Raw genomic sequence first — 18,286 nt, forward strand, 5'->3', positions numbered from 1 at the left:
ATGATCAGCCTCAGGACATAAGAAAAGCCCCGCCGGTCTGGCGGGGCCTTTTTTGTCGAGATCTAAGCCTTAACCTGCGGCATCCATGTCAGTCTCGGTTTCCTGTTCAGCGGAAACTTCAAGGCCGGTAAAGCTCTGGGCGAAGGCGTCAAGCTCGCTATCGATCAGCAACTCGTCACCGTCGGCGTCAGCGTCGAGGAATGCGCTGGTGCCTTCCGAAACGAGGATCGTCGCATCAACGGCGCCGTCAACATTCAGTTCGGCAAAGCGGGCGCTGGCAGCGGCGGCAACCTTGTCTTCGCTCTTCGCGCCTTCATAAAATTCGCTGGTGTCACGCTCCATCATGTCGGCGATGGCGCCAGAAGACGAAATATCAACACCCATGCGCGTACCGGCCGAGGCAATCGACATGTCGAGGTTGACGGCATAGTCATCGACCATCGTGTTGGAAACACCACGCGTGAACGCTTCGAATTCTGCCTCGTCGAGCAGCTCGTCGGCATTTTCGTCAGCCGCGGCAAACTGGTTCTCCGTCAGCTCGGTCAGTTCGTCCTGAGTCAGGCCGTCGACTTCAACTTCAGCCGTGGTGTCAGTATCGATCTGTGCCTCGACAGCTTCTGTCTCTGTCGTCAGCTCGACATCGCTTTCTACATCCTGAGCCATGGCAGCGCCGAGGCTCAAAATAGAGGCCGATGTCAGTGCGGTAGCATATTTCATAAAATTAGTCATTGGATCATCTCCTGTCTAATCAGAATACAGAGCAAACATACCAACACGGCGTTTGTTCCGATCAAAAGGAGATTGGAGCCAACTAAGGCAGGAATGTGCCGATACGGGGGAATTGCTGCCCAATAAGGGGCATTTCAGGGCCAGTTAAAAAGCGGCAAGAAAGGAACTTTTGCGTCAGCCGAGTTTGGAAAAGTCAGGCTTTCGCTTCTGCAGGAAGGCGGATACGGCTTCCTGCATTTCGGCAGACTTGATCCGCTCGCCGAACTTCATCATTTCCTCGCGCATCAGCGCTTCCATGCCCGGCATGTGGTCGCCCTTCATCAGGCGCTTGGTCTGCCGCACGGCTTCCGGCGGGCGCTCGGAGATGCGCCTGGCGATGGCGAGCGCCTGGTCGGTGAGGGCGCCGGGGGAGACCACACGGTTTATCAGCCCCAGCTGTTCGGCCCGTGCCGCCGTCATCCGGTCACCTGCGATGAGGAATTCAGCCGCGCCGCGCCAGCCGATCGCTGCGGGGAAAAGCTGGGAGGATCCGGCCTCCGGCACAGCGCCGAGATTGACGAACGGTGTCTGGAAGGTTGCGCCCTCCGCAGCGAGAATGAAATCGAAATGCAACAGCAGCGTCACGCCGATCCCGACCGCCGGGCCATTGACCGCGGCAACAAGCGGCTTGTCGCAGCGGGCCGCCGCCATCATCAACCGGAATGTCGGAAAGGAATCGAGATCGTCCGGTTCCGGCGCGAAGAACGATGCCATGTCGTTTCCGGCCGTAAACGTGTCGCCGCGCCCTTCCAGCAGCAGGACGCGCAGGCGGTTGTCCTTCTCGAACCGCTCGAAGGCATCGGCCAGTGCCCGGTACATGTCCGGCAGGATCGCGTTCTTCTTTTCCGGTCGGTTGAAGGCGATCCGCAGAATGCCGTCCTGGCTCGTGATGTCGATCTGCTCGGTCATGGCGATGTCCCGGTCTCCTTCAGGTCGCGTCTCTCTCATCCCTACTTGACGCAGGCGGGCAGGTGGAGGCAAGGCTTTGTGACAGTTGGCGCGTCACGAGACGGGAGAGGGCGGCGCATGAAGATCGCGATCATCGAGACGGGCATTCCGCCTGAGGGCCTCGACAGGGCCCATGGCACTTATCCGGACATGTTCCGTGCCATGCTCGCCCCGTATTTCCCCGATCTTGAGACGACGGATCATCCGGTTTACGAAGGGGCAGACCTGCCAGCGCTGGATGCTGCAGAAGGCTTCCTCATCACCGGCTCGCCCGCCGGAGTGTATGAGGATCATGACTGGATCGAACCGCTCGCGACCTTCATTCGGGACACAATCGCGGCGGAAAAGCCCGTCGCGGGCATCTGCTTCGGTCACCAGATCATGGCCCATGCGCTGGGCGGCACGGTGCGCAAGTCCGACAAGGGCTGGGGCGCAGGCATCCACACCTATGAGATGATCGATACGGCCCCGTTCATGACCGGCGAGGCACTGCCGCGAATCGCCTGCGCGGTCTCCCACCAGGACCAGGTGATCGAGGCGCCGGCTGATTCTGTGCGTCTTGGCGGCTCGCCCTTCTGCCCCAACGGCATTCTTTCTTATGCAGGTGGCAAGGGGCTGTCCTTCCAGATGCATCCTGAATTCACCCATGAGTTTGCGCTGGCGCTGATGGAGCTACGCTCCGACCGCATCCCCGACGATGTCCGCGCGCTGGCCCGCCCGGGCCTTGCCCACGGCTCGGACCGGGAAACCATCGCCCGCTGGATCGCCAGCTTTTTTAAACCCACTTACTTGAGCAGGGAGCCTGACCATGGCTGACACGGACTTCACCCTCATCATCGGCAACAAGAACCTGTCGTCCTGGTCGCTGCGGCCATGGGTGCTGATGAAGCACTTTGAGATCCCCTTCGCCGAAAAGATGATTCGCCTCGACCAACCGGACACGCGCGCGACGATCAAGGATGTCTCGCCCTCCGGCCTCGTACCCTGTCTCATTCATGACGACACCCACATCTGGGATTCCCTCGCCATCGCCGAATATCTGGCTGAGCTTTATCCCGACCAGCATCTCTGGCCGCGCGGGCAGAAGGCGCGTGCTCTCGCCCGCTGCATGGCATCTGAAATGCATTCCGGCTTTTCAAGCTTGCGCGGCACTTGGCCGATGGATTTCGTCAAGGAAGGCAAGGGCCTGTGGGGCGGCCCGGGCGTGCGGAAGGACGTTACCCGCATCATCACCCTGTGGGAGGATGCGCTGGAGCGTTACGGCGCGTCGCTTGGCGGCCCGTTCCTGTTCGGGCGGTTCTCTATCGCGGACGCGATGTATGCACCGGTGGTCTCGCGCTTCCGCACCTATGGACCGCTCAGGGTGTCAGAGCCGATCGCCGAGTATCTTGAGGCGATGTGGACGCTGCCGGCGATGCAGGAATGGGGCGAGGGCGCCCGGAAGGAAGCCGATGCCGGCTGGTATCGCGGCTAAGATCACGCGCAGCGCGAGCAGCGGCCTTTTATTTCCAGCCGTGCCGCTTCCATGCGAAAGCCTTTTTCGGCGACCACGGCCTTGATGTTCGATTCGACCGACGGGGTGGCGGAGACGCCAGTGTCGATTTCTTCCACGTTGGAACAGCTCTCGCAGACCAGGAATGACTGGATCTGGTGCGGCTCGTCGTGATTGCACAGCACATAAGCGTTCAGCGCGTCGAGCTTGTGGACAAGGCCCTTGCCCTCGAGCCCCTCAAGCGCGCGGTAGATCGTCATCGGCGCGCGTACGCCCTTGGTTTTCAGGATGTCCAGAAGGTCATAGGCCTTGAGCGGCTGCCCGGCCGACTTCAGGGCGCTATAGACAAGGGCCTCATTCTTTGTGAGCGTGCCCATGAAATCATCGTCGTGGTGATCGTGTGCCATGTTGTAAACGTTTCCCGCGTTTGTTTCCCCGTGTTATATCAATGTTATATCATGGCTTGGCGCGCGTTTTAAGAGGGGCAAGGGGCAAAAATCCCGCTTTTGGGGAAAACTTCTTTTCCGTGGCTTTTGGCCGAGCGTCGCCCTGCGACCATTCTGACCAGCGATAACATGCATTTTTCTTGACGGATTTTGGCATAATCTATAACTAGAGGCCAACAACGGCGGTATGTTCAGCCTGACTGGCTCCCCTTGCTGGCCCGAAGGCTATGGCTGCCGTAACGAAAACAGGCGACATCAGTACACCGCAGGATGACCGTCTCACACAAACAGATTGTGTGCTGGCGCGCTTCTGGCGGTTTTTTGCGCCACAAAAAACATGTAACGACCCGAATGCCGGCCTAACTGGGATAGAGTAATACGTGACTGACAGACGGAATTTTATCGGACTTTATGATGCGGATGCGGACCATAGCGCCTGTGGCGTCGGCTTCCTGACCCGCAAGGACAGCGTTCAGAGCAATGACGTTCTCGTCAAGGCGCATCAGGCCCTGTGTTCGATTCCCCACCGTGGCGGCATGAGCTCCGAAGGCGTCGGTGACGGGGCCGGGGTGTCCATCGACCTGTCGGAGAAATTCTTCCGCAAGATCGCCGGCGAGCCGGAGATGTGCCTGGGTGATTTTGGCGTCGGCAACTTCTTCATGCCCGATGACCGCACCATGCATGAGGAGGCGGCTGCCCTGATCGACGAGGCGCTTGCTCGCCAGAATATCGAGGTCATCACCATCCGCGACCTGCCGGTGAATATGGCGGCGTTGCGTCCAGCCGCGCGTCACCACCAGCTCAATATCCGCCAGTGGATCTTCCGTTGTCCTGACGCGGCGAAGGACGAGGATGGGCACGCCTTTGACACGCTGATCTATCAGGCGCTGCTGGAGATCGAACAGGTCGCCTATACCGATACGCGTTTTGCCGGGCTTTACCCGCTGTCGATGAGCGCCCGCACACAGGTGCTGAAAGGCCGTTTTAACTCGCACGAGATCATTCCGTATTTCGATGATCTTGCCGACAGCGATCATGAGATCAACACGATCTTCTTCCATACGCGGTTTTCGACCAACACCGCGCCGCACCCCATCATGGCCCAACCCTTCCGGCTGATGGCCCATAATGGCGAGCTGAACACCGACAAGAAGAACCGCTTGTCTGAGGATGCCATCGCCCGCATGAAGGGCCGCCGGATCATCTCGCCGAAAGGCCAGTCGGACTCTGCCCGGCTCGACCAGACACTCTATCGCCGCACGATCGAGGACGGTCTCGACCTCGTCACCGCCGTCGTCGCGATGATGCCGCCGGCCTGGGAAAACGATTCGCGCTATTCGCCGGAAGTGCGGGCGATGCTGGAGTATTTCTCCCTCTATGAGGAGAAGAATGACGGCCCCGCCGCGCTTATCTTCGGCAATGGCAAGGTTGTCGGGGCGCGTCTCGACCGTCTTGGCCTGCGTCCGCTGCGCTCGGTCGAGACCGAAGAATATCTCTGTGTCACCTCAGAGGCAGGCCAGATCGATTTCCCGCCCAAGGATGTCATCCGCCGCGGCCGCATCGAATCCGGCGGCATGCTTTGGTACAGTCACGGTGAGAAAAAAGCCTACAACTCGCTGGAAACGCTGGAAATGCTGGCGAGCCGCGAGAACTATGCAGAGCTGCTGGGCAAGAGCCGTACGAACCTCATCGACCTGCCGCCGGCACCCGATGAGGCCTATACGGACGATCCGGACTTCACCATCGCCCAGCGCTTCGTCTCCTGCGCCCTGAACCAGGAGAGCTTCAAGTTCATGCTCGACCCGATGCTGCAATCGGGCTCGGAAAAAGTCTCCGCCATGGGCTATGGCGCGGCGATCAACGCGCTCTCCGATCAGGAAGGCGGGGTTGCGAAATATATCTCCCAGCGTTTTGCGCAGGTGACGAACCCGCCGCTCGACTCCATGCGCGAGGCCGACGGCATGACCCTGCGCGTCGCACTGGGGCCAAAGCCGTCTTTCAACGTCTTTGACACCAAGCAGATAGTCGTCGAAACGCCGATCCTGAAAGCGGGCGACCTTGCCAAGATCCGCATGCAGAAAGATGTGAAGGTTGAGGAAATCGAGACTTGCTATGAGCCGGTCTATGGCGACACGACGAAGAACGCCGCTGCCATTCTCGAGGCCATGGAAAGGGTCTTCGACCAGGTCGAGGAGAAAGTCCGCGCCGGGGCGGGTATCATCGTGCTCAGCGATCTCGGCATGAATGCGTCGAAGGCGCCCCTGCCGGGGCTTCTGGCTGTCGCCGGGGCGAACCAGCGTTTGATCCAGAAGGGCTTGCGCTTCTCTGCTTCCATCGTGCTGGAATCCGGCCAGTTCGCGTCGTCCCACCACGTCGCGGTGGCCCTCGGTTTCGGCGCGTCGGCGATCTGCCCGGTCTCCGTCTTCTGGCGGGCACAGCAGAAATTCCCCGATGATGTCGAGGGCGCGATCAACCGTTTCGTCAAGGCCGCCAACAAGGCGCTGATGAAGACGATGGGCAAGGTCGGTCTGTGTACGGCGGAAAGCTATATCGGCGGGGAATTCTTCGAGCCGAACTTCCTCGATACCAGCGATCCGGTGCTGAAGGAATTCTTCCCGAACATGGTCTCGCCTGTGGGCGGGGTCGGGTTCGAGACGATCGTGCGCTCGTCTGCCGACTGGCATGAACGGGCCCGCCGCGTGCGCAATGAGGACGAGATCCCGCTCCTCGGCCTGTTCAAGGAACGCGCTGAGGGAGCAGGACACTCATACGGCACGACGGCTGTGCGCGGCTTCGTCGAGATGACCGAAGAAGAAATTGCCATCCCGGCTATCCGTGAGCCAAAGGATGGCGAGCTGGAGCCAGCCAATGACGAGGATGCAGACTCCATGCGGCTGCTTACGCTGCAGGGTCTGAACGATTCCTTCGGCATGGACGCTGACACCTACAAGTTTGCCGGCTTCGGTCGCCGCACGCCGGAAGAGATCGACTCCCAGGAAATCACGCCGCGCTATCGCGAGTTCATCCGCATCCTGACAGAAGAGCGCAACAAGCGCCCGGCTGCGCTGCGCGACGTTCTCGGCTTCCCGGCAGACATGCGCTTCTGCACAACGGAAGAAGAGTTCGAGGACGAGCTCTCCAAGCACGATGTCTACGGCAATGAAAGCTTCCTCGTACGCGGCCTCGACTGCCGCCCGGAAAATGACGGCATCTTCGAGCTGAAACTGACCGGCCAGCTGGCGACCGACTATGCCCGCCTGACAGTGCTCGCCCACGCGATCCGCAACCGCTTCGGCGATGATATCGTCTATGCCAAGCATGTCGACGATTATGTCGAGCTGCAGGCCGAAGGCGCGGCGCTCTATTACTTCACCCATCTCTATTCCGCGCCCGGCACCGTCCCGTTGGACGAGGTGCAGCCTGCGTCAGAAATCACCAAGACACTCGCCTCTGGCGCGATGAGCCACGGTGCGCTCGTGGCCACGGCCCACGAGGCTGTCGCCCACGGCACAAACATCGCCGGCGGGTTGTCGAACTCGGGCGAGGGCGGTGAACACTTCTCCCGCTACGGAACGATCCGCGCCAGCGCGATCAAGCAGCTTGCCTCTGGCCGCTTCGGCGTCTGGGCCGGTTACCTTGCCGACCCGAACCTGAAAGAGCTGGAAATCAAGATCGCCCAGGGGGCCAAGCCGGGCGAGGGCGGCCAGCTGCCTGCCCAGAAAGTGACCGTCGAGATCGCGGCTGCCCGTGGCGGCACACCGGGCGTCGAGCTCGTCTCGCCGCCGCCGCACCACGACACTTATTCCATCGAGGACCTCGCCCAGCTGATCCACGATGCCAAGGCCGCCCGCGTGCGCGTCATCGTCAAGCTTGTCTCGTCAGAGGGTATTGGCACCATCGCCGTCGGCGTCGCCAAGGCAGGTGCTGACGTCATCAACGTCGCCGGCAATACCGGCGGCACGGGCGCTGCCGCCGTGACATCGCTGAAGAACACGGGTCGCGCGGCGGAGATCGGCATTGCTGAAGTCCATCAGGCGCTATGCGTCAACGGCATCCGCCAGAAGGTGATCCTGCGTGCTTCCGGCGCCCACCAGACCGGCTCGGATGTCGTCAAGTCATCACTGCTTGGTGCAGACTCGTTCGAGTTCGGCACGACGGCGCTGATGATGCTGAAATGCGTCATGGCCAAAAATTGCAACGTCAAATGCCCGGCGGGCCTGACCACGAACCCGGAAGTGTTCGATGGCGACCCGCGTGCGCTGGCGCAGTACCTCATCAACATCGCCCACGAGGTGCGTGAGCATCTCGGCCGCCTCGGCCTGCGCTCGCTGCGCGAATCCCGTGGCCGCTCCGACCTCCTGCATCTGCTCGATCATCCGTCCACGGTCGGCCAGCTGGACCTGAAGGCCATGCTGCATCCAGTCGAGGAAGTGCGCGTCGAAAAGCCGGTCTATCTGGAGGCCAATTTCGATGTCGACGACATGATGATCGAACGGATCGAGCAGGCCCTGTTCAAGGATGGAGAGGAGCACATCACGCTGAAGGGGCCGGAATTCGTCCTGTCCAACCCGAACAAGACGGTCGGCGGGCAGATGTCTATCGATCTCGAACGCATCCTGCAGCACCAGATGGACCAGGAAACTGCCGACAGGCTGCTAGCGGTGAAAACCGACGACCGGGGCCGTCGCTTCCTCGAGCCGGATACGATCCGTATCGAGACGACCGGGTCTGCCGGCCAGTCCTATGGCGCTTTCGTCAATGACGGTGTCCTGATGATCCATACCGGCACGGCCAATGACGGCGTCGGCAAGGGCCTTTCCGGCGGGACGCTCGCCATGTCCTCGCCCGGCGGCGGCAATTGGGAAGAGCAGGGCGGCAACGTCCTCATCGGTAACTTCGCCCTGTTCGGCGCAACCGGCGGCAAGCTGTTCGTGAACGGAGAGGCGGGCGACCGCTTTGCCGTGCGCAACTCCGGCGCTGTTGCGGTCGTCGAAGGCGTCGGCGATTTCGCCTGCGAATACATGACCAATGGCGCTGTCATAAACCTCAGCCATTTCGGCAAGGGCATGTGCAACGGCATGTCCGGCGGTTTCGCCTTCCAGTATGACCCAGAAGGCCTGCTGGAACACAGCTACAGCGCCGACTCCGTCTTGCTGCTGAACTTGGGCGATGCGACGGAAGAAGCCGCCATCATGCGCGAGAGCGTCGTCATGCTGCTTGAAGAGCATGTGAAGCTGACGAACTCGTCCCGCGCTAAGCGTATCCTGAAGAACTGGGACACAGAGGCGCGCAATTTCCGCTACCTTCTGCCGCGCGCCCTTGCCGGCAGCCAGAACACCTATGACATCCTGCGCCACCACTCGCGCAAGCAGATGATCGAGGAAATGGCAACGGCGCTGTGCAAATACCAGCTGCGGAAGTTCAAGATCGCCTGGCGCGACGGCCAGAACGTCATGTCCGGTTTCACGCCTGCCTTCGGCTCTGCCGAGGCGAACGAGACCTATGTGCTGCTCAATTCGTATACGGTCATGCACATGGCGACGCGTCTTGCCATGACCCGCCTGCCGGGCCAGCCAGCGCCGCAGGACCCGGAAGTGCAGAAGGCGATGAAGAAGCTGATCCTGACGGAAGACTTCGCGCTGATGCAACAGCTGATGAAATATGCCCGCTCGGCGCTCGGCAATTATTCCGACGAACAGCTGGGTGTGCTCGTCTCCGACAAGCGCCTGAAGGATTACAAGGAAGCCCTCAGCCGGCGGAACGTCTTGTCCATGTATGCCCACGGCACCTATGGCTGGATCATGCTGAAGGACCGGGAGAACCGCGAGCGCCTGTCGCCGCTGCCTGGCTTTGAGGAATTGTTTGCGCGCGAGGCGAGTGTCGATATCGCCCGGGCGGCGAGTTAGGGAGCCGGTCATGGGTGAACAGAACCACAAGCTTTTCGCCAACACGCTGTTCTTCCCGGAGGAGGCACCGTTCTCCCCGGACCAGAAGGCATGGCTGAACGGCTATTTCGCAGGCCTTAATTCGCGCCTTGCGCAGATCGAGGACGCAGCACCGACACAGGCGCTGAAGCCTGTCCACATCCTCTATGGCAGTCAGACCGGCAATGCCGAAAGTGTCGCCGAGGAAGTCGCCGAGAACGCCAGCCAGTTCGGCCTCGCGCCGCACGTCATGGCGCTTGATGATATCGAAATCGCCGACCTGAAGAAGATGGAACGGGTACTGATCTGCGTCTCCACCTATGGCGAAGGCGAGATGCCCGATAACGCCCAGCTGTTCTGGGATGCGATCCTGTCCCAGACTGCGCCGCGTCTGGAAAAGACCCATTATGCCGTGCTCGCACTTGGCGATACCAGCTATGACGAGTTCTGCCAGGCGGGCAAGCTGATCGACCTGCGTCTTGAACAGCTCGGCGCCTATCGCATCGCCGACCGTGTCGACTGCGATGTCGATTACGAGGACAAGGCTGCCGAGTGGCTCGGCAGTGCCCTGCCGGAAATCTCCAAATTCGGCAAGGATGCGCCAACCGCCGGTGTTCCGGAAGCCTCCAAGGACGTGCCGGTCGGAGAGGCGAAATCAAAGCGCGCCAAGTGGAACCGGAAAAATCCGTACACATCAGTACTGGCCACCAACCGACTCCTGTCGGCAGAGGGTTCGGCCAAGGAAATCCGGCACTTCGAATTTGCCCTCGGCGACAGCGAGATCGAGTATGAGGCGGGCGACGCCCTCGGCGTCATGCCGGTGAACGATCCGGAACTGGTCGAGGCGACGATCAAGCGGCTGGGCTACAACCCCGACGCCGATGCAGGCGATGGCAAGTCGCTGCGCGAGGCGCTGACAACGGATTATGAAATCTCCATGCCGTCGCGCGACTATCTCACCGCCGTCGCGGCACAGGCCGAAGATAGCCGCCTGTCGCACATCGTCGACAATAACGACAAGGAAGCGATCGACGATTATCTGTGGTCGAAGGACCAGCTCGACCTGCTCAATCTGTATCCGGTCGTGACCTGGGACCTTGAGCAATATCTGGACTTGCTGAAGCCCCTGCAACACCGGGCCTATTCGATCTCGTCCTCGCCCAAGGCCGACCCGGATCATATCCACCTGACGGTCGCCTCTGTGCGCTATGACAGCCATGGCCGCCAGCATGGCGGTGTCTGCTCGACCTTCATGGCCGACCGCGTCGGCGATCAAGGGACGGCGGGTATCTTCCTGTCGCCGAACAAGGCTTTCCGCCTGCCGTCCGATCTGGACGCGCCAGTCATCATGGTCGGCCCCGGCACCGGCATCGCGCCGTTCCGTGCCTTCCTGCAGGACCGTGAAGCCGCAGGCGCGAAAGGCAAGAACTGGCTGTTCTTCGGCGACCAGAAGCGCAAGTCCGACTTCATCTACGAACAGGAAATGCTCGACTGGCACGACAAGGGCGTGCTGACCAAGCTCGATCTCGCCTTCTCCCGCGACCAGGAAGAGAAGATCTACGTCCAGCAGCGCATGAAGGAGAACGGCGCAGAGCTGTTCAAATGGCTGGAAGAGGGCGCCTATTTCTATGTCTGCGGTGACGCTACCCGCATGGCGAAAGATGTCGATGCCGCGCTCCTGAAGATCATCGAGAAGGAAGCGGGCATCAATGACGATGCCGCTTGGGACTATGTCGGCAAGATGAAGAAGGACAAGCGCTACCTGCGTGACGTCTACTGATCTTTTTCTTTCGCGGTATTTCAGGGGACTGTTGCTGTCAAGGCCGCGCCGGAGGCGCGCCGCGAAGCGGTTGCAGCCTTGACAGCAACAGTCCCCTGAAATCATCATCAGCCAAGGCCTGTAAGGCATAAAGTGCCTTACAGGCCTTGCTTGCCAATTAAAGAAGGTGTGGCTCTGTCCCATGGAGCCGCGGCTTACCTTTTTACGGCTGCTTTCCTCCCGCGCTTTTCATTTTGCCAGCGAGCCATATCGCGCTAGACCGCTGCCATGTCAGATACATCCAAACCGCTTCTCATTCTCGACATGGTCTCCGACCCTGTCTGCCCGTGGTGCTATGTCGGCAAGCGCTCGCTCGATCGCGCGCTGATGGCGCTTTCATTTTCCAATGACCTGATGGTCCGTTACCGGCCCTATCAGTTGGCGCCCGATGCGCCTAAAGAGGGGCGGAACCGCAAGGAATACCTCGCGTCGAAATTCTCCGCCGAACAGCTCGACCAGATGAACGGCGCCCTGCTCGAGGCCGCCCGTGTGGCGGGCCTTGACCTCGACCCGTCGCTACCGGAAATCGCGCCGAACACGCTCGACGCCCACCGGGTCATCCGCTGGGCCCATGAGGACAATCTCCAGCGCGAGGTGGTCGAGGCGCTGTTCGATGCCTATTGGAAGCACGGGCTCGATCTCGGCAGCCATGATGTGCTCGCCACGGTCGCAGCTGAGGCCGGCATGGAAAAGGCGGATGTGCTCGCCCGTCTTGGCTCGGTCGAGGATGTAAACGATGTGAAGGAAGAGGCGCAGGCCTTCCGCGCCGGGGGCGTCAATGGTGTGCCCACCTTCATCATCAACGAGCAGGCCGGCTTTGCCGGGGCCCTGCCACCGGACCAGCTCTTGGAAACTATCCGCCAGGTCGCGGCGGAGACGGAGCCCCCGGAATTTCAGGATGAGGGTTAACCCTCATCATCCGGTACAGACGGCACGAGGCTTGCAGCGCTGCACTGACCATGGGATTTTTCCTCGATCGGAGACGCGGGCATGACACGCAACTGGCTGGCTGGACTTTTCGGGATCTGCCTGTTCCTGACAGGGCTTCTCGCCGTGCCTGCTCTCGCCCAGGATCTCTCCGGTCTCACCCCTGAACAGCGCCGCGCCGTCGAGCGCATGCAGGCGCAGGGCGTCGAGCTGCAACAGGTCGACGGCGTCCAGCCCTTGCGGCCCCAACCGGTTGAGGCCGTACCCTCCGCCGGTCGCATCCTGACGACACCGGATTTCCTCATGCCCCATCGGGGAGGGGAGATCACCGGTCTCAATCTCGACCGCACGGCCCGTAATGCCGACCTTCCTTACCTGACTTTCGGGCAGGCCTTCACGGCAGGCGATTTCGCGCGGGGCGACCATCTGGCCATCCGCGTCGGCAACCAGCTCTTCCCGGTGCAGGCGGATGTGAAGGCGACCCATGGTGACGGCTCGGTCCGTCACGCCGTCCTCACTGCCGATCTCACCGGCCTCGACCGTGGCCGCCACAAGGCGATGCTGGTGCGCGTGCCAGCCGGTCCAAGCGCACCGCATAATACCATGGACCGCAGCCAGATCACCGTCAGCATTGTCGGTCGCCGGGCCGACCGCAGCGAGTTCGCCGGGCAGGTCGATCTCCTTTCCCTGTCCGCCCAGCGCGGCACGCCATGGCTCGACGGGCCTTTCGCGCGGGAGCGCAGTTACGAGAAGGATATCGGACCACTTCTCACCGTCCGTGCTGATCATCGTGTCTATGCCGGTGGCGCAGCGCGCACGCGGCTGAGTTTCGAGAACCACAAGACCTTTGCCCCCGGCATGCGTGACATGACGTATACGGTCATTGTCCATGATGGCGACGAGGTCATCGCGCAATATGACGATATCGAGCACTATCGCGGGTCGAACTGGTCGACGGTGGTCGAGACGACCGCGCGCTCCGGCTGGCGGGTGGAGCAGGACCCGGCCTATCTCATCGCGGCGGGCGCGGTCATGCCTTTCGATCTCGGCTATGGCGTTGCCGAGACCAAGATAGAAGCAAACCTCGCCGCCCTCGCGCAGGAAAAGGGCGTGCTCACGCCCGGCTTACTGACACCGTATTTTCCCTCGACCGGCGGGCGCGCCGATATCGGCCCGCTGCCGGCATGGGACGTGATGTGGCTGAAGAGCCAGAGCGCCAATGCCGAACGGCTGATTCTGGCGATGGCAAACCGGGCAGGGGCGGTACCCTGGCATTACGAGGAAGACACGACAGGTTTGCCCGTGCGGGTCGAGGGCCGCCCATGGTTCTGGGCCGAGGATCGGGGCACGGAGGAATGGCGCGGCAATGACCGGATCCCGCCGGCCTATTTCATGGGCTCGGATGGCGGTTGGTCCCTCGACACCGCGCACAAGCCGCTGATGACCTACACGGCGTATCTTTCTACGGGCGACGCTTACTTCGCCCGCGAGCTGTCGCACGAGGCGGCATGGGTCATCGCCGCGATCTGGCCTGACCTGCGCAATGTCAACAATCCCGGTGACCCGCTGGTGGGCGAGGAGCTGCAATTGCGTGGCCGCGCCTGGGCCCTGCGCGATGTATCCGCCGCCGCGTTTCTGTTGCCTGACACCGATCCGCTGAAGGGCTATTTCCGCACGGCCCGCGATATTTCGCTCGCCCACGTGAAGCGCAAATATATCGACCACGGCTTCCTCGATGCCGCCGGGGAAACCGAAGGCTGGTTCGAGGATATGTCCTATTCTATCGCCGGGGCCGTGCCGCCATGGCAGAACGATTTCATGGTCATGGTACTTGCTCATGAAGCGCTGCGCGGCTCGCGCGATGCGGCCGCCCTCGTTCAGTGGGCGGAGAATTATCAGGTCGGGCGTTTCCTCGCGACCGGTTCCTCGCCATCGGTAGGGGCAGCATACGCCCACATGCTGAACGAGCCGGGCACGCAGGAGCCTGTGGGGTCATGGGCGCGCGCGATGGCGCTTACAAACACCGACCCTGCCTACCTGAACAATTTCCCCGATGATGGCACTGGTTACGTGGTTAGTGCGTATGCGGCGCTTGCCATGACTCATGCCGTCACCGGCTCCCGCGCCAGCCTCGACGCGGCTGAGGCGCTGGCCGTCACGCAAGCCGACAGCCGCCTGTTCGACCCGTCGAATGCCGCCGGCATCTATACCCAGCCGCAATTCCTGATTACTTATCCGGATACGGAAAACAGGGTTAACTCCCGGTAATGCTAACGGTATCGGGCCCGCCTGACACACAAGCTTTACAAGAAACCCCTTGCGACGATCCGTCTTTTCAGTCATAGGGGAAGGGCAAAGCGGGAATAAGCCCCCGTGTTGTTTTGGCCACGCCTGCCAAGAAGACCAGTTCTAACGGCCAGACTTGAAGACGACCCAAGACAATTTTGCGACTTTAAATCGGGCTCGCCGCCCCAGTCTTGAGGAGACTTCAAATGGCATCTGGAACCGTAAAATGGTTTAACACCGAAAAAGGCTTCGGCTTCATCGAACCGTCTGATGGTGGCAAGGACGTATTCGTCCACATCTCTGCTGTTCAGCAAGCCGGCATGCAGACCCTGAAAGAGGGCCAAAAGCTGTCCTACGACCTGGTTGAAAACCGTGGCCGTCAAGCTGCTGGTAATCTGATTGCCGACTAAGCCGACCGTCTCATAGACGAAACGCAGCAAAGCGCGGGAGGTTTCTTCCGCGCTTTTGTTTTGCCTGCTCACTGAAAACCGGCGCACCTCGCGCGGCTGTGGCAAAATTGCATAAGCCCATCTTTTTACTCACCTTGTCAGAATTCTGTCGCATAGAATCAGCTAGGTTGATGTCACAGGGTTAGAGGGGTAGATTTACACCTCTATATCAGAGGAGTGCTCGGGTTCAGCTATTCAACTGACACCAGTTTGCGTCGCCGCCAATCTGTCCGGCCCCCTTGCGAGGGATCCAGCCGGGGACTGAGCGGTCGACCCTTCCCGGAAATTCAAAGGGTGGGGAGACGCTGAGATGCAGGTGATCCGGCATGCACCCGATGGCTGTCCCGCTCTGGTCCTGAACGCTGATTTCAGACCCCTGAGCTATTTCCCGCTGTCGCTATGGTCATGGCAGGATTCCCTGAAAGCGGTTTTCCTCGATCGGGTCGATGTCGTTGCCGAATACGAGACGACGGTGCGCTCGCCCAATTTCGAGATGAAGCTGCCCTCGGTCATCGCGCTCAGGCAATATGTCAACCACGCTCGCTCGCCGGCCTTTACCAGGTTCAACGTGTTCCTGCGTGACTCATTCTCCTGCCAGTATTGCGGCGATACCAATCGTGACCTGCTGACCTTCGATCATGTCATCCCGCGCTCGCGCGGCGGCAAGACGACCTGGGGCAACATCGTCGCGGCCTGTTCGCCCTGCAATCTCAGGAAGGGGGGACGCATGCCGGCCATGGCGAAAATGCACCCCTATCATGCGCCCCGGCAGCCGAGCATGTATGAGCTGAACGAAAAGGGCCGTGCCTTCCCGCCAAACTACCTGCACGAAAGCTGGCAGGACTATCTCTACTGGGATGTCGAGCTGGAGCCATAGGCCGCGTCCGCTTCGCCAGTTGCCGCCCCATCAACGGCAGCCATGGTCGCGACATGTCCGTGCTGGACCTCACGCCCGTTATCGCTTTCGTCTTCCCCGGCGGGCTTGAAGATCAGGTAGCGATAGATCCCGACACAGTTGATGACGAACAGCACGCCGTTCTGGATTGCCAGCGGCGTTTCGCTCGACAGGAGGGCGACGGCGACCCAACAGATCGATGACACGGTGAACACGATAAAGCCGAGGCCGGTAATCCGTGCACCGAGATTCAACGACACGGTGACAGCGGCAAAAATGCCGGTAAGTGTCGCGCTCCATTCAAGCAGGCTTTCCATGGCGGTGATCCCGTAATTGCAGACTGCCAACGAACACCAGATAAAAAAAGCGGTTCATGAAAAAAGCCCCGCCGTCTGGCGGGGCTTTGTCTTTTCATCCGGTTTAAAGCAGGATTACCAGCCGCAATTGCGATCGGCGTTCTGCTCTTCCAGCCATTCGTTCAGCGGCGCGAAATAGGCGATGACGGCGGAGCCATCCATCTCGCGCGTGCCGGTGAACATTTCCAGCGTGTCCGGCCACGGTTGTGACTGGCCCATTTCCATCATCGCGTTGAAGCGCTCGCCTACTTCTTCAGAGCCATAGAACGAACAGCGGTGCAGCGGGCCTTCCCAGCCGACCTGGTCGCAGGCGGCCTTGTAGAACTGGAACTGCAGGATGTGCGCCAGGAAATAGCGCATATAGGGCACGTTGTTCGGCACGTGATATTTCGAGCCGGGGTCGAACGCATCGGCCGGGCGCTCGTTCGGCGGACGGATGCCCTGATACTCCTGGCGCAGGTCCCACCAGCCCTGGTTATAGGTTTCCGGTGTCAGCTCGCCGGAGAACACTTCCCAGCGCCATTTGTCGACCAGCAGGCCGAAGGGCAGGAACGCGACTTTTTCCAGTGCCTGCTGCATCAGCAGCTCCAGGTCACCCTCCGTGCCCGGAACGTCGTCGAGCAGGCCGATCTGCTGCATGTATTCCGGCGTGATCGACAGGGCGATCATGTCGCCGATCGCTTCGTGGAAGCCGTCATTGGCGCCGTTCTTGAACAGGTGCGGCTGGTCCATATAGGCGCGCTGGTAGAAATTGTGTCCCAGCTCGTGATGGACCGTACGGAAATCTTCCGCGCCCACGGTCATGCACATCTTGATGCGCAAATCTTCTTTGTTGTCGAGGTCCCAAGCGGAGGCGTGGCAGACCACTTCCTTGCCTTCGGGCTGGACGAATTGCGAACGGTCCCAGAACGTGTCGGGCAGCGGCGCGAAGCCGAGCGAGGTGAAGAATTCCTCTGCCGTCTCGGTCATGGAGACAGGCGTGTAATCGGCGTCGACCAGCAGGGCGTCAAGATCGATCGACGTCATGTTCTCCGGCGTCTCCGGCTTGACGCGATCATAGGTGGAACCCCATTGCTGGGCCCACATATTGCCGAGCAGGTCGGCCCGGATCGGCTGGTCGAGCGGCACGACCTCGTCGCCATATTCCTCGTTCAGCTTGTATTTCACATGGCATTGCAGGTTCTCGTAGAGCGGGCGGACCTGGCCCCACAGGCGGTCGACTTCGGCGGCGAACGCATCGGCGTCCATGTCATAGCCCGAGCGCCACATCTGGCCGACATCGTCAAAGCCGAGCTCGCGCGCACCGGCATTGGCCAGTTCGACCATCTGCGCATATTCATCGCGCGAGGGCTTCGCCTGCTCGCGCCACTTGGTCCAGATCTCTTCCAGCTTGGCCGGGTCCTTCACATTGCGCATCAGCACTTCGGTCTCGGCTTGGCTGACTTCCTCGCCCTCGAACTGGATCTTGCCGGTCGAATAGGCAGAGGAGAGGGCGGTGTTCAGCTGCGCCAGCTCCTGCGCTGCGCCATCGCGCGACGGGGCGGGGATGGTGATGCCGCCGCGCAGGATATTCATCTTGCGCTGCAGGACCGCCGGCAGGTCGAGGTCCTGGAACCGCTTGGTGCCATTGGCGAGATCAACCGACAGCTTGGTCGATTCAGCGTCAATGTCAGCATAGGCCTGTTCATGCTCCGGCGTGATGTCGGTCGAATAGGTCCAGGCGATCTGCGAGGCGCGTTCCGATATCTCGGCGAGCTGTCGCTCGGCGTCGGCGACGAAAGCTTCGGCCTCCTCGACGGTCGGCTCGCCAGAAGTATCACCAGCCGTTTCAGCCATATCGGTATCAACGGTCGTATCGTCCTCGACCGCGGGTTCGGAACAGGCGATCAGCGCCAATACCGAGGCACCGGCCAAGGCCTTATAGAGTATCTTGTTTCCTGTAAGCATGGAATGTCCTCTGAATGTCGTCTCGACGG

The 18,286-nt window shown here is 60.9% G+C and carries 13 protein-coding genes; 8 read left to right on the forward strand and 5 right to left on the reverse strand.

What is annotated here, in order from left to right; translation table 11 throughout:
• Nucleotides 1-69 precede the first annotated feature (69 nt).
• Both FF098_RS02835 and FF098_RS02840 read right to left on the reverse strand, forming a co-directional pair.
• On the reverse strand, nt 70-729 hold the full coding sequence (locus FF098_RS02835; RefSeq protein ID WP_155137080.1) for a hypothetical protein: 660 nt from the start codon (nt 727-729) through the stop codon (nt 70-72).
• Between the two features lie 174 nt (nt 730-903).
• A complete protein-coding gene (locus FF098_RS02840; RefSeq protein WP_166426288.1) occupies nt 904-1,677 on the reverse strand; it encodes an enoyl-CoA hydratase in 774 nt (257 codons plus the stop codon).
• A gap of 117 nt (nt 1,678-1,794) precedes the next feature.
• Here FF098_RS02840 and FF098_RS02845 point away from each other — a divergent pair, with 117 nt between their 5' ends.
• The gene (locus FF098_RS02845) at nt 1,795-2,532 is read left to right on the forward strand and encodes a type 1 glutamine amidotransferase (RefSeq protein ID WP_155137085.1); all 738 of its coding nucleotides are present in this window, start codon (nt 1,795-1,797) and stop codon (nt 2,530-2,532) included.
• A complete protein-coding gene (locus tag FF098_RS02850) occupies nt 2,525-3,190 on the forward strand; it encodes a glutathione S-transferase family protein (RefSeq protein ID WP_155137086.1) in 666 nt (221 codons plus the stop codon). The genes FF098_RS02845 and FF098_RS02850 overlap by 8 nt, the downstream gene beginning before the upstream one ends.
• Before the next feature lie 2 nt (nt 3,191-3,192).
• Here the strand turns inward: FF098_RS02850 and FF098_RS02855 are convergent, their stop codons facing one another.
• On the reverse strand, nt 3,193-3,615 hold the full coding sequence (locus FF098_RS02855; RefSeq protein ID WP_155137089.1) for a Fur family transcriptional regulator: 423 nt from the start codon (nt 3,613-3,615) through the stop codon (nt 3,193-3,195).
• 419 nt (nt 3,616-4,034) lie between these two features.
• On the opposite strand from FF098_RS02855, the gene FF098_RS02860 reads away from it, so the two are divergent.
• From FF098_RS02860 to FF098_RS02885, 6 genes are all read left to right on the forward strand, one after another.
• Complete coding sequence (locus FF098_RS02860) at nt 4,035-9,560, forward strand: glutamate synthase-related protein (protein WP_166426289.1); 5,526 nt, start codon at nt 4,035-4,037, stop codon at nt 9,558-9,560.
• 10 nt (nt 9,561-9,570) lie between these two features.
• Nucleotides 9,571-11,358 carry a sulfite reductase subunit alpha gene (locus tag FF098_RS02865; RefSeq protein ID WP_155137092.1) on the forward strand — a complete coding sequence of 596 codons (1,788 nt, stop codon included), beginning with the start codon at nt 9,571-9,573 and terminating at the stop codon, nt 11,356-11,358.
• 267 nt (nt 11,359-11,625) lie between these two features.
• Nucleotides 11,626-12,306, forward strand: a complete 681-nt coding sequence (locus FF098_RS02870) for a DsbA family oxidoreductase (RefSeq protein WP_155137095.1) — start codon at nt 11,626-11,628, stop codon at nt 12,304-12,306.
• A gap of 81 nt (nt 12,307-12,387) precedes the next feature.
• Nucleotides 12,388-14,592, forward strand: coding sequence for a hypothetical protein (locus tag FF098_RS02875; protein WP_155137098.1), 2,205 nt, complete (start codon nt 12,388-12,390; stop codon nt 14,590-14,592).
• 224 nt (nt 14,593-14,816) lie between these two features.
• Nucleotides 14,817-15,020: a cold-shock protein gene (locus tag FF098_RS02880; protein ID WP_155137101.1), complete on the forward strand. Its 204-nt coding sequence runs from the start codon at nt 14,817-14,819 to the stop codon at nt 15,018-15,020.
• A 349-nt stretch (nt 15,021-15,369) separates the two neighbouring features.
• Nucleotides 15,370-15,936 carry an HNH endonuclease gene (locus FF098_RS02885; protein ID WP_155137104.1) on the forward strand — a complete coding sequence of 189 codons (567 nt, stop codon included), beginning with the start codon at nt 15,370-15,372 and terminating at the stop codon, nt 15,934-15,936.
• Here the strand turns inward: FF098_RS02885 and FF098_RS02890 are convergent.
• Both FF098_RS02890 and FF098_RS02895 read right to left on the reverse strand, forming a co-directional pair.
• On the reverse strand, nt 15,909-16,271 hold the full coding sequence (locus tag FF098_RS02890) for a hypothetical protein (RefSeq protein WP_188544051.1): 363 nt from the start codon (nt 16,269-16,271) through the stop codon (nt 15,909-15,911). The genes FF098_RS02885 and FF098_RS02890 overlap by 28 nt on opposite strands.
• Before the next feature lie 114 nt (nt 16,272-16,385).
• Nucleotides 16,386-18,257, reverse strand: coding sequence for a M2 family metallopeptidase (locus FF098_RS02895; RefSeq protein WP_155137107.1), 1,872 nt, complete (start codon nt 18,255-18,257; stop codon nt 16,386-16,388).
• Nucleotides 18,258-18,286 lie beyond the last annotated feature (29 nt).

The organism is Aquisalinus luteolus (assembly GCF_009712425.2).
Lineage (GTDB): Bacteria > Pseudomonadota > Alphaproteobacteria > Caulobacterales > Parvularculaceae > Aquisalinus > Aquisalinus luteolus.

Excerpts from the sequence above, each read along its gene's own strand:
- FF098_RS02880 (WP_155137101.1), top strand. The coding sequence starts at position 14,817 with ATGGCATCTGGAACCGTAAAATGGTTTAACACCGAAAAAGGCTTCGGC.
- FF098_RS02865 (WP_155137092.1), top strand. The coding sequence starts at position 9,571 with ATGGGTGAACAGAACCACAAGCTTTTCGCCAACACGCTGTTCTTCCCG.
- FF098_RS02840 (WP_166426288.1), bottom strand. The coding sequence starts at position 1,677 with ATGACCGAGCAGATCGACATCACGAGCCAGGACGGCATTCTGCGGATC.
- FF098_RS02885 (WP_155137104.1), top strand. The coding sequence starts at position 15,370 with ATGCAGGTGATCCGGCATGCACCCGATGGCTGTCCCGCTCTGGTCCTG.
- FF098_RS02875 (WP_155137098.1), top strand. The coding sequence starts at position 12,388 with ATGACACGCAACTGGCTGGCTGGACTTTTCGGGATCTGCCTGTTCCTG.
- FF098_RS02845 (WP_155137085.1), top strand. The coding sequence starts at position 1,795 with ATGAAGATCGCGATCATCGAGACGGGCATTCCGCCTGAGGGCCTCGAC.
- FF098_RS02895 (WP_155137107.1), bottom strand. The coding sequence starts at position 18,257 with ATGCTTACAGGAAACAAGATACTCTATAAGGCCTTGGCCGGTGCCTCG.
- FF098_RS02835 (WP_155137080.1), bottom strand. The coding sequence starts at position 729 with ATGACTAATTTTATGAAATATGCTACCGCACTGACATCGGCCTCTATT.
- FF098_RS02855 (WP_155137089.1), bottom strand. The coding sequence starts at position 3,615 with ATGGCACACGATCACCACGACGATGATTTCATGGGCACGCTCACAAAG.
- FF098_RS02870 (WP_155137095.1), top strand. The coding sequence starts at position 11,626 with ATGTCAGATACATCCAAACCGCTTCTCATTCTCGACATGGTCTCCGAC.
- FF098_RS02850 (WP_155137086.1), top strand. The coding sequence starts at position 2,525 with ATGGCTGACACGGACTTCACCCTCATCATCGGCAACAAGAACCTGTCG.
- FF098_RS02890 (WP_188544051.1), bottom strand. The coding sequence starts at position 16,271 with ATGGAAAGCCTGCTTGAATGGAGCGCGACACTTACCGGCATTTTTGCC.